The organism is Parapedobacter soli, from assembly GCF_025460835.1.
GTDB lineage: Bacteria > Bacteroidota > Bacteroidia > Sphingobacteriales > Sphingobacteriaceae > Parapedobacter > Parapedobacter soli.
This window is the reverse complement of record NZ_JAMXAY010000001.1, coordinates 125,000-137,383: the sequence shown is the minus strand read 5'-3', so window position 1 is coordinate 137,383 and position 12,384 is coordinate 125,000. Positions and strand designations below refer to the sequence as shown.

8 protein-coding genes are annotated in these 12,384 nt (G+C 49.1%); 2 read left to right on the top strand and 6 right to left on the bottom strand.

Features of this window, described 5'->3' with window-relative positions:
• Positions 1–1,422 carry a Gfo/Idh/MocA family protein gene (locus tag NGM62_RS00590; RefSeq protein WP_262245119.1) on the bottom strand — a complete coding sequence of 474 codons (1,422 nt, stop codon included), beginning with the start codon at positions 1,420–1,422 and terminating at the stop codon, positions 1–3.
• A gap of 373 nt (positions 1,423–1,795) precedes the next feature.
• Here NGM62_RS00590 and NGM62_RS00585 point away from each other — a divergent pair, with 373 nt between their 5' ends.
• Positions 1,796–2,020 (top strand): DUF2683 family protein, encoded by a 225-nt coding sequence (locus NGM62_RS00585; RefSeq protein ID WP_262245117.1) that lies wholly within the window; start codon positions 1,796–1,798, stop codon positions 2,018–2,020.
• Complete coding sequence (locus tag NGM62_RS22140; protein WP_390936059.1) at positions 2,017–2,274, top strand: Txe/YoeB family addiction module toxin; 258 nt, start codon at positions 2,017–2,019, stop codon at positions 2,272–2,274. The genes NGM62_RS00585 and NGM62_RS22140 overlap by 4 nt, the downstream gene beginning before the upstream one ends.
• Before the next feature lie 140 nt (positions 2,275–2,414).
• On the opposite strand, the gene NGM62_RS00580 is transcribed toward NGM62_RS22140, so the two are convergent.
• The 5 genes from NGM62_RS00580 to NGM62_RS00560 all read right to left on the bottom strand — a co-directional run bounded on the left by NGM62_RS00580 (position 2,415) and on the right by NGM62_RS00560 (position 12,143).
• Complete coding sequence (locus NGM62_RS00580; protein ID WP_262245116.1) at positions 2,415–3,599, bottom strand: glycoside hydrolase family 88 protein; 1,185 nt, start codon at positions 3,597–3,599, stop codon at positions 2,415–2,417.
• Positions 3,600–3,694: 95 nt separating this feature from the next.
• A complete protein-coding gene (locus NGM62_RS00575) occupies positions 3,695–5,350 on the bottom strand; it encodes a beta-N-acetylhexosaminidase (RefSeq protein ID WP_262245114.1) in 1,656 nt (551 codons plus the stop codon).
• Positions 5,351–5,401: 51 nt separating this feature from the next.
• Positions 5,402–7,330 carry a heparinase II/III-family protein gene (locus NGM62_RS00570; RefSeq protein ID WP_262245112.1) on the bottom strand — a complete coding sequence of 643 codons (1,929 nt, stop codon included), beginning with the start codon at positions 7,328–7,330 and terminating at the stop codon, positions 5,402–5,404.
• A 92-nt stretch (positions 7,331–7,422) separates the two neighbouring features.
• Entirely contained in the window at positions 7,423–9,126 is a 1,704-nt protein-coding gene (locus NGM62_RS00565; protein WP_262245110.1) for a RagB/SusD family nutrient uptake outer membrane protein, read from the bottom strand.
• An 11-nt stretch (positions 9,127–9,137) separates the two neighbouring features.
• Entirely contained in the window at positions 9,138–12,143 is a 3,006-nt protein-coding gene (locus NGM62_RS00560) for a SusC/RagA family TonB-linked outer membrane protein (RefSeq protein ID WP_262245324.1), read from the bottom strand.
• Positions 12,144–12,384 lie beyond the last annotated feature (241 nt).

The following is a 12,384-nucleotide window of genomic DNA, read 5'->3' as shown; positions in this document are numbered from 1 at the left end:
TTATCCGACTTTACGTACGCCGGTGGTGGCCCCACCTTCGAGGGTCAGATCTACGGGCTTGTTGTGTTTCCAGGCCCCCCGGGTAAAATCGGGGATATCCAGCGACTGCGAGCGCCGTGCAACTGACTGTTCGCTCAGCGGGAATATGCAGCTCCACGCCACGCCGTCGTAGACATCCTGGTCTAACGGCAGCCCGTTGCGCAGGCAATCGATCAACCGCCAGTCCATAATGAAGTCCATACCGCCGTGGCCACCCACCTGCTTTGCTACTTCACCCACATGTTTAATGAGTGCGGGGGTATGCTTATCGTAAAGGTCTTTCAGTTCGTCGTCTTTTACCCAGTTGTGGCCAAAAGCGATGCGCTCGGGCGATGGCCATTTGCGGGCCACGCCTTTGGTACCACTGATGAGGTGGATACGGGAGTATGGCCGTGGAGAGGTTACGTCGTGCTGTACCATCATCGTCTTGCCCTTAGCGGTATGTATGAGCGTGGTGTTCATGTTGCCGCGGTAGGTGCGCCCGGCAAACCGTTCGAAAAACGAATCATCGGCAGCTTTCGCATCGGCTGTTTCGGCCATCATGAAGTCGTTGGTAGACATCGACACGAGGTAGTCCATCTTGTCGCCACGGTTTATATTGAGGCACTGTGCGATGGGGCCTAGGCCATGTGTGGGGTAGAGGTTACCGTTGTGGGTGGCATTCATCCGCAGCCGCCACATGTCGGCATACCCGTCTTTATCGAAGTTGAGATCGAGCAGATCGTGGATATATGCCCCCTCGGCATGCAGGATTTCGCCGAACAGGCCGTTGCGGGCCATGTTGAGGGTGAGCATCTCGAAGAAGTCGTAGCAGCAGTTCTCGAGCATCATGCAGTGCTTCTTCGTTCGTTCCGATGTTTCCACCAGTTGCCAGCATTCATCCAGTGTGATGGCGATAGGCACTTCGCTTGCCGCGTGTTTGCCGTGCTCCATGGCATATACTGCCATGGGCGTATGGAGGTCCCATGGTGTGCAGATGTATACGAGGTCCAGGTCCTCATTGGCCACCATATCTTTCCAGCCATCCTCGCCCGAATACTCTTTGGCTTTGGGCAGGCCTGCTTTTGCCAGGATGTTTTGGGCCTTTGCTGCGCGATCGGGGAACTTATCGCACAATGCTTTGATTTCAACCCCTTCGATGCGCGACATACGGGTCACGGCACCCGGGCCGCGCTGGCCCAGGCCGATGAATCCGATGCGGACTTTATCGATTTTTGGTGCGGCATAGCCACTCATATTGAATCGCTGCGGAAGTCCCGGCTGGGTATTGAGCAACCAATCGTTGCCGGTTTCATGTACCTCGCGTGCCACGGCGGGCAGTGCGGCGACAGCCCCTGAGAGGAGTGTGGCGCTTTTCAGGAAATTTCTGCGATTATAGTTCATCTGCTTATCATTTAATCTTCATTGACCAGCGACTGTCCTGCCTTAGCCGGACGGACTTGTTTGTTTAACAAGTATAAGATAGTTTGCTGAGTTATCAAAATAGGAGAGCAACGCAACCGATTGTCTAATTTCAGGTTACCGCTTGCCTGTCAGCCTGCTGATATCCACTTTCGGCTTGGGTAAGTCCATCGCTTTGATTGCTGCTTTGCAGGCGTTGGCCATTTCTTCGGTCATCTCGCACGTATAGCTGCTTAAATTTAACCTGCTAAACCGAGGAGGCTGATTCGCCGGGCTCAGTCGCGATTCACGGTTTCGTTAAATAAAATTTGTATTTTTGCCTCAGGTATAATATTGCGGTTATAACGTTGGAGTCATGGAAAGTATCACCATTTATCCGAAGAATGAAAAGCAAAAATCTTTGCTCAAGTCCCTGTTGGAAGAAATGAAGGTCCGGTTTGAAATAGCAAACACGAAAGACGACATATGGTTAAGTGAAGAAGATTTTGTCGCCAAAATAGACAAGTCGCTGACCCAGGCCGAACAAGGGAACACCAAAACACTCACTAAAGATAAGCAACGCGAATTTTTGGGATTATGAGTTATGCCATTGAGGTAACGCCTGAGGCTGAACAGGATATAGAAAGGCATAAAAAGGCGGGGGATAGGAAAGTGCTTGTTAAGATCGACAAGTTATTGGATGAACTCCGCGAACACCCTAGCTTCGGAACTGGGAAACCAGAGAAATTGAAGTATTACCATACACCTACCTGGTCAAGGAGGATTACTGGCAAGCACCGGTTAGTATATAGAATCCAAGAGGAGACTGTCATTGTCTTAATACTTTCATTATGAGGGCATTATGAGGATAAATGATGCCTTTACTATATATTGTCTCACCGCTTGAGCTTTCCCTCACGCAACCGATTGTCTAAGAGGGCGATTGTCTATCGCTATTTGACTAAACCAAAGCTGGGCTGTAACTGACGGTTATATCAGTTCCCAGCTTTCAAGATGGCCTGGTATTTTAATAAAGCTTCCAAGTAATAATAATCCGCGTAGGATAATGGCACATCGATTTCATTGTCATGCGGAATGGAGCCCACACTATGCTTTAGGATAAAGCCATTGTTGGTGCCCGGTTTCGCTAAATAATCGTCAGACGAAAGCGATTGCAACATCTTGACCGCTGCATCCTGATAGGTAGCTGCTTTCTCCGGATCGGCCATATCCGCAAGGCTCAATAACGCCGAAGCGATGATTGCACCGGCGGAGGCATCCCGATACGTATTGGGGATTTTGGGGTCATTAAAATCCCAATAGGGAATGAGATCAGCCGGTAGGTTAGGATGGTTCAAAATATAGTCGGCGATGTGTTGCGCCTGCACCAAATAGCGTTCGTCCCCCGTTGCGCTGTAACAAAGGGCATAACCATATACGGCCCACGCCTGTCCACGTGCCCACGCAGATTCGTGTGAGAAGCCCTGAGCCGTGTGCCGATGCCTCACTTCTCCTGTTTCAGGGTCGTAGTCGACCACATGGAAAGAACTGTAGTCTGGCCGGAAGTGGTTTTCAAGGGTCCGATCTGCATGCGAAACGGCAATTTTATAAAAGGAGGAGTCGCCACTGAACTCCGTTGCTTTGAAAAGGAGTTCCAGGTTAATCATGTTATCGATGATTACTGGATATTCCCATCCCCTTTCAGACTGCCACCCCTTGTCCGTATCCCATGATAAGATGGCGCCTACCTTTTCATTATAACGCTTGCTCAATGATCGGGCCGCCTGAATGATTACCGCTTTATACGCGTCGTTCCCCATCAACCGGTAACCGTTGCCATAGCTGCTATAAATCATAAAACCGACATCATGATGGCCGTGGAAGTCTTTCACCGGCTCTAAAAAAGACGTCCATTTTTCTGCTTCTGCTTTCCACTTCTGGTCCTGGCTGTATTCATAAAGGTACCACAGGGAACCAGGGAAAAAGCCACTCGTCCAATCGTAAATGCCCGACAACGTATTTTTACCATCTTTACCTACTGATTTGGGTAAGAATTTATTATCAGTCCGGTATTTAGCAACCGTATCCAGCATGTTCGTAAATTGAACCGATGCCCTTGTAAACCCGGTGTCGATGATTGCCCCCTGCGGAGTTTCGCCCTTTTGTGCGGTGCATCCCATGAATGATGAAGCTATAAAGCACAGCCCCGCTATTCCTAATAAATTTAACTTTAGCATAATTTTTCTATCTTTCAGTCTTAACTAATGACTTGTTATTAATCAGTTGATTTTTGTTCTTGTCGCATCAACTCCTCAAAATCCGGGGCTATGTTATTCCGTTGAACCGGGCTGAGGTACTCTGGGAACTTTTTAGGGTCAAAAGGATCAAAATAATAGAGGCCTGCTCTTGCAAAAAGAACCAGATGATTCGCTAACCTTTTTGTAAATTTCGAATAATCCTTCTGTTTCGGGTCGGACCACGCTGATTCGGCAAGTGCCGTAATCCGGGGAAACAGCATGTACTCAATATGTTCATCGGCAGATAAGGCTTCTGTCCAAAGGTTAGCCTGTATCCCTTTGACCAGTTTATCTGCATTTGGATAATCCATGAGCTCTTTGGAAGGGAAGCCGTAAACGGCCTCGATAGGAACGAATGCTTTCTGCCATTTGCGGCCGATGGTGTGTGAACTATCCTGGACGAAATCAAAATAAAGCGGGATCCGTGGGCACAATATCGTGTTGAAGCCCCTATCAAGACCTTTTCTTAATTCCTCCGGTTTATCATGCCGCCACCACAACACGGTTGTTCCCTTGGTAGGGAGATCAGCCCCCACCACTTCATCCCAGGCCATCACTTCGTTATTCAAGCTGAATACACTGTCGGCCATCCGCCGGATGAAGTAATTTTCCACTTCCTTTAACGTCTCCAGCCCCTGCTCGCGCATTAGCCTTTGCACAGATATGTCTACCTTCCAATTTGCATTTCCAAAATGGACTTCATCACCGCCCAGGTGAATTTTCTGAAACGGGAATAGCGCATCCACTTCCCTTAAAATATTCGTCAGGTATTCATAAACCGCTTCCTTTCCGGGATTGAACGTAAATTCGGGATACCGTTCCGATCCCCCGCCGCTGAACTCCGGATATGCCATGTTAGCGGCGGTTGCATGTCCCGGCATATCAATTTCGGGGATGATCTCGATATGCCGTTCCGTAGCATAAGCAACGATTTCCGTAATGTCTTCCTGTGTGTAGTATGCCGCTGTTGAGAGTGGATTCGAATGATTTCCTATTCCGCCCACCAATGTCAACTTGGGGTACTGTTTTATTTCAATCCGCCAACCCGTTTGATCAGTCAGGTGCCAATGGAACCGGTTCAGTTTGTAGAAAGCCATCCAATCCAGTATACGCTTCACCGTTTCCTTTCCAAAAAAATGGCGGGATTCGTCGAGCATGACCCCCCGCCACTCAAAGTGAGGTTTATCTTCGATGTGCCAGCAAGCAAGGTGCAACGCGCTGTCTTTTAGGTCTGTTTGCCGGATAATCTGCATCAAACTCATGGTGCCCAAAAACAATCCTTCATCATCCGACGACATGATATGGATCTGTTGGGCGTCCATGGTGAGCCGGTAGGCCTTATCCGCCAAGTCGCTGTCTGTTGATAAACTCAACACGATAGCTGGTTCAGTTCCGGAATCCTGGATAGTGACCGGAATCCCGGTATGTTTCAATAGTTCCTTTTGCAGGAAATAACCTGTTTTCTCTGCTTCCTTATCCGCGATAATAATCGGTGTTGCCCGGGTAAGCACAAATACCTCATCCACGGGCGTACTCACCAGGGGCTTCGGTATGATGGGTACTTCCTTTCCGTATACCGTAGCAATACGGGCTGTCAGGAATAGGACAATAAATATAAATGCCTCGAACCTCATAGCGTTTTTAAATATTCAACAACCCGTGCTTGGCTTGCTAATTACGGGAGATTATTGTAATTTCTCAATGCGGAATTTGTAGTTGCCTTTTTTTGCCGCCTTCTTTTCTTTTAAGATTAGCCGGTGGATTTCGCCTCCCCAAACATTGGAGAGCCGCCGGTCTGTGAGTTCGATGGCTTCTGTCTCCACCGTAAAGCTATTCGAAGGATAGACCAGTTTCATCCGCTGGCCGTCTTTAACCAGTAGCACTTCTCCTGGTGTTGCCGTATCGGGTTTTGCCCACGTGAGGAAATGGACTTCTTGCGGTTCAATTGCCTCATCCAGCGTAAACCGATCACTGATATACAACGTGCCGCCGTCCAGTCGGTAGCTGCGTGTCCAGTGGTCAATTTTGGCTTGCGACGGGTATGCGTTCCCGATATTGAGGGAAAACTCATGTTTGGAGTCATTAAACTTCACATCAGCCGAACGGTATTTTGCTCCGAACTGCTGCTCGAACCCATTCACCTTCGGCACGTTGTGGTAGCCGCTTTGCATGGTCCAGATGGTGTATCGTTCGCTGCTAAACGTTTGCCTGGTATAGGTGCCTACGCCTGCGTCGATAAAGAATGGCGTATTGTCTGCATAGAGCGAGAATGTGCCGATATCATTATGGTTATGGCTTTCGCTATTGTAGCCCCCTTTCGCGGCAAAAAACAGCCCTTTATCGGTTTTCATATAGCAGAATTCGGTTTCGTTGTACCAGGCGTGGTCGAAATCGGGAAGTGCGGGATTTTCAGCAATCAATGCGTCATGAGAGGTGAGTGCTTCCATCGCGCGGAAAATATCGCGCCCGGGGGAAATACTGAATTTCCGGTTGGCACGTTCAAAGAGATAAGCGGCGAATTGTTGCATTTCCGCGCTTTTGACGGCGGTGCCATACCGGTAAATAAGCGACATATCGCCGCCTCCCTTAGCTGAAGCATCTGCGAAATTAACCACCCATCCATTGCCAACATAAGACTTGGCAATATATTCGCCCATATTCCGGACAATTGGATGATCAAAGATGGTCACTTGGTTTTTTGTGGCATAACTCAACAGTTGCAGGTAGTCGTATAGCTTGCCTGCCGCGTGCCCCCAATAAGATGGGCCTTCTTCGCAGGCGCCATCCGAATGGTTATAGTTTATGAACTGATCGACAGAGCGCATCGAGCGGTAAACTCCGGCTGCCAATTTATCCGGGTTGTCTTCCAACAGCATGAAACAGGTAAGCACATTGAAATTGCACCATGGGTTCCAGTTATTTACCATGCCGCCCTCTTTCAGGTTGATGGCCTGCCACCAGAAATCGTCGCGCTCCATATAGGTGTCAAGTATGCGCTCTTTCAGTGTGGCGAGGAGCCTGGAGGAGATGCTGGGATTGACTTCATCAAAAGATTCCTTGAAAAAGTAATAGGTCCATGATAAGAATGAACCCATGTCGCCTGCTGTCAGGTCGATTACGTGTCCGCTATCATCCGGGAGCGACCGATTGGACTTTTGGGGACCCGGTAAATGAGCCGACAGCGCCCAGGAAGTCATTTCTGTGAACAGCCAAACACCGTTGACGATTTGGTCCACGAATCTCCCCTTTCCTTCACACAGCTCGGCCATTACGAGCGCACTTAGGGCATTGGTGTTTGCTCCGAACGGTGCTTCCATTGCGGTACGTGAGCCACTTTTCTCATATTCGATGTAGTCGGTGGCTTTTACGACCCGCCATGGATAGTCGAGGTATTTTTCTCCAGCTGCTATCAGTTGTTCCCGCACCGGCTCCGTAAGCTTTTCCCAGCCGGCCCGATCTTGGTAGGCAGGATAGGGGATCCAAGATTTGTCGGTTACCAGCAATGGTTTCAGCTCGGCTTCGGAAGCGGCATGTTGCAATAGATCTCTTTTCTCACCTGCGCGGGCGGCCATGCAGGTAATAAAGGCAACGGCAATAAGCAGGGTCTTTCTCATTGTGTGGTCTTTTTAGTGGAAAGCTTTGCATTAAAATTAGTTAAAGGTACCGCCTTTTTTATATGCTGAAAGGCGGTACCTATTACAATGGATTATTCCCAACCGGGGTTATTTGGTGCAAGTGCCGGATTCAGCTCAATTTCCTGGGCAGGCACCGGCCAGAGGACGTGCCGGCTCTGGAATCCGCGGGTCAGCAGGTTGTCGCCCACCACGCTTTTTTCAATCACTCCACCCCCGGTTACCTCTTCCAGCATGTTCCAGCGCTTGAGGTCGAAGTAACGTAGTCCTTCGCCGGCAAGCTCAACGGCACGCTCGTGGAAAATGCGGTCGAACACTTCTTCACCATTGTTCACGGCCAGCCAGGCGGGACCGCTATTCAGTCCGGGCATATTCGAGCGGGCCCTCACTTTATTCAATTCGACGATGGCCTTGTCTAACTGGCCGGTCTCGTTATAAGCTTCGGCTAGCATCAGTAGCACATCTCCCAGGCGGATCAGCGGGAAGTTGAAAGGCGTATGCTCTCTATTTGTCAGCTCGCCGTCCAGATTTCCCTCTGGCACAAACTTTCTCCACACGTAGGTCAGCCATCCCCTGTTATTCCGGATTTGGCCGAAATTTTCATTCACGCCGGTTGCCATCACCAGTTGCATAGGGCGTGCTTGGTTTGCCACCCAACCGGTATACCAAGAATACGGCACCACCAATGTTTCCATCATACGCGGGTCGCGGTTCCGGTAAATTTCGCCTAGTTTCGCGGTGTCGGGCAGGGTGTTGTAGACCCCGTTCGTATGGGTCGATATCATTGCCGCCCGCTTCACATTGTTATCAGTGGTATAGCCGGGGAAGTGGTCATCCCAATTGAATGGGGTGCCATCCAGATTTTCGTAGCTGTCGGCAAATGCGGTGCTGGGCATACCGTTGTTCCAGCAGCTTCCAAATGTTGACCGTGTTCCTAAATAAAATGCCATTGGCATACCATAAGGAAAACCAACTCCCCCTTTATTTTGGATAGCAAAAATCATCTCGGCGCTGTTGTCGCCTTTCAGGTTAAACAACTCCGCATAGCTTGTATGCAAGGCATATCCATAGTTGTTGGACTTGTTGTAAACGATTTCTTCAAAATCCTGTATGGCGTTGTCCCATTGCTGGTTGTAGAGGTAAACTTTACCCCTTAGGGCATAGGCAGCTCCTTTGGTGGCCCGGCCAGCATGTTGTGTGTCATACTGGACGGGTAGACCGCCAATCGCAGTTTCCAGATCCCTGAGAATGAACGCACGCACTTCATCTTCCGATGCCCGGGGTTCCATCAAATTGTTGAAATCTTTGTTGAGGTCAACTGTTTCGTCATATAGCGGCACACCACCGAAAAGGTTCATCAGATGGAAGTAAAATAATGCCCGTAGAAACTTTGCCTCGGCAATAAAGGCTTCTTTTTTGTCTGCCTCGATATCCATTGCAGTAATGTTCTGGATAGCGTGGTTGGTACGTTGTATACCATCAAACGTACGGCGCCACCGATTGACGATGGAGCCTGTGCGGTTGGTGATTGCTCCTCCGATGACATCTCCAAACCCAATGTCATATCCCATTGCAATGTCTGTAAGATTATCGTAGAAGAAAAATTGACCGAACAAATTGCCATCTCTCATATCGGCGTAACAGCCCAGTATCCCTTGCAATGCATGTTCCTCTGTTTTCCAAAACGAACTTGCGCTCACCTTGTCATAGGGTGCCGTGTCTAACTTATAACACGATGATAGGATAAGAATCGTGATTAAATATGTTAATTTTTTCATTGTTGTCATAATTAAAAGGTGACACTTATGCCAAATAAAGCCTGCTTCAAGGTGGGGTAGTTCGTTCCGCTAACTTCCGGGTCGAAGCCCTTATAGGAAGTGAGCGTGAAATAATTTTCTAACGACCCGTAGATCCGCAATGCTGAGATTTTGGCTTTCTCGGAAATCGATGAAGGGATGGTATATCCAAGTTGGATATTTTTCACACGCATGAACGACCTGTCTTGTAGCCAGAAATCGCTGTTAATCAGGTTACGGTTATCCGTATAGTTCAGCAATCTCGGATAGGTAGCGTCGGTTCGTCCCTCGTACCACCTTCCATCGGCAATTTCCTGGTTGATTTGGTACCCCCACCTCACACCGGTAGTATAATAAAGGTCTCTCCAAATCGTCTGCAGGCCGGCATTGCCTTGCAACAACAGTGAAAAATCGAAGTTTTTGTAATCGAAGCCGAAGTTAAGGCCGAAGGAGTAGCGGGGAGCGGTTCCATGCCCTATTTCTGTTCGGTCGTCGTCGTTAATCAACCCGTCATTGTTGGTGTCTTTATATAAGAAGTCGCCCAATGTCGGCGTACCGTATGCTGAGAATGGATTGAGTTTCTGTCCGGTTTCCTCGTTCACCGGGGCGTTGTCTATCATTTGCTGCACCAGCTGAAGGTCTGCCTCCGTCTGGATCAGCCGATCGACCTGTAGGATATACTGTGTGTTTATTGCGTACCCTTCCTGGATCAGGTTGGCACCACTGATGGTACGCTCGCCGCCTTTATATCTGGTCACTTTATTGTCTACAAAGGAGAAATTACCACCGATCTCATAGTTGAATCCTCCGTCGGTTTGATTCCGGTAGGCTACGTTAAGCTCAACCCCCTTATTTTTCACTTCAGCCGCATTTTGCTTAGGGATGGAGGCGTTTCCGACAACCAATGGTGCGGGTAGGTCGATGAGTATATTTTTTGTTGTTTTATCGAATACTTCTAAGGAGCCGCTCACCCGGTTGCCGAATAGCCCGAAGTCAAGACCGGCATTGGCGATATAGGTGCTTTCCCATGTCAGCCCGATGTTCGACAGTGCGGTTTGCGCAAATCCCACAAACAGTGCGTTATTCAGGACATAATTGGCGGAGTTGTATACGGCCTGGTACTCATAGTCGCCGATGGCATTGTTGCCCAACGACCCATAAGAGGCCCTGATTTTTAAATCGCTGAGCCAAGGCACATCATAGAAGCTCTCTTCAGAGATACGCCATCCTGCGGAGAATGAGGGAAACCATCCCCAACGGCCCGGGCCGGCAGCAAAGCGGGATGTGCCGTCGCGCCTCAAATTGGCTTCGAAGAGGTACTTTTGGTCCAGATTCAGATTAAGCCTTCCGAAATAAGACTGCATGGCCCAATCGGTGGCGTTTCCTCCGGCAGAAGCGTCGACAGTTGCGGCATTGATAACACTGAGCGAAGGATCGATTAAATCCAGTTTACTGGCATTGAACCATTGATCTTTGTAGTACTCTTGGCTGGCACCTATCATGATGTTCATCTGTAAGCGGTCCATAAAGGTCCGTTCATAGCGCGCGATGCCGTCCATGTAATATTGGAAGTTCTTATCGTTCTGATTAGTCACCGATGTCCGTCCCGTTCCCGCATTTGCAATACTGTTGGTCAGGAAGTTCCACCGATCATTGAAGACCGGTTGTTGATAGCGAAGACGATCGCGAAAGACATAATTAAATGACCCCTCGATAGACAGCCCTTCGAGCGGCTGCAGTTTGCCATAGAATCGGGCCGACATCCTGTTTTCGCGGATATCGCCTTTTTGGCTATACAGCCGATGCAATACGTTGTTGGATTGGGGGTCATCCTCCGGATTATTCGGGCTGCCGAATCGGCCGTCCGGCGTTCTCAATACCATGCCGGGGGTGCTTGCGCCCGCATACGTGAATACGTCGTCAAGGATATTTGTTCCGATATCTGTTCTGGCGACGATGCCATGGAGGTTAGAGCCCAGTGTAAGCCAGGGTTTTACTTTCGCTTCCAGGTTGACCCGGCCGGAGTACCTTTCGTAACCTGCTTTTTCGATGATCCCTGGATTATCGAGGTAGCCAAATGACCCGAAATAGATGATGTTGGGGGATCCGCCGGAAAATGAAAGGTTGTGGTTTTGCAGCAGGTTTGGCTGGAAAACCTCGTCTGTCCATTCTGTGTTGGGATATTTCAATGGGTCGCCGCCTTCATTTTGCCTCCAGAGATCGATCATGTCTTGCGAAAATGTTGGTGTGACATTAGGGTCTGAGTTCCTGAATCCTTCATTGACCAACTCCATATAATCCGCATAATTGGATACCATTTTAATCAGGTTTGAAGGCTGTGCATTGGAGAAGAGCGCGTTATAGTTTACCCTGAAATCTCCGGATCGGCCCTTTTTTGTGGTGATAAGGATGACGCCGTTTGCTGCCCTCGACCCGTAGATGGCGGCCGAAGCAGCATCTTTCAACACAGAAACGCTTTCGACATCTTGTGGGTTCAACAGGTTCATATCTCCCACCGCACCGTCGATAATGACCAGCGGGTTTGCATTGTTTAGTGTGCCCTGTCCGCGTATTCTCAATGTGGCACCATCGCCACCTGGCCTGCCATTTCCTTGATTTACATGTAAGCCCGATGCCAATCCCGCCAAGCTGGCAGAAAGCGAGGTGATGGGGCGGCCTTCTGCCTGTTCAGCCATATTGATGGACGAAACAGACCCGGTGAGGTTTTCCTTTCGCTGGGTTCCGAATCCGACAACCACAACTTCACTCAAACTGCTGACGGAGGGATTTAATATGATGTTCAGCTCGGTTTGGTTGCCAATGGTGATTTCTTGGTTCTCGTAGCCGATGTAAGAAACAACGAACACGGCGTTGCTATCATCAACACTTAGCCGGAAGCTACCCGACGCGTCGGTGATGGACGAACGGCCGCTACCTTTTATAGCAACAGTAGCCCCCACAATGGGATTTCCCGACTCGTCTACCACTTTACCTGTGATGTTCCGCTGGGCGGATATCGGATTGGTCTCGGTAAGAGAAGGTATCGATGCAGCATTCGCATCAGCAGCACTCCACAGTAGACATTAAGGCGCTTAATAAGCCTGCGGTACATGTCCGTCTAACTGTGCATACCCAACTATTGGGTAAGGGGATTAGTTTTTTTGGTATCATAAAGAGGTGTGTTTATAATATTTACAATCATTTCATTGATACTTGTCTTTCGGCAAATATGTTTTCTGT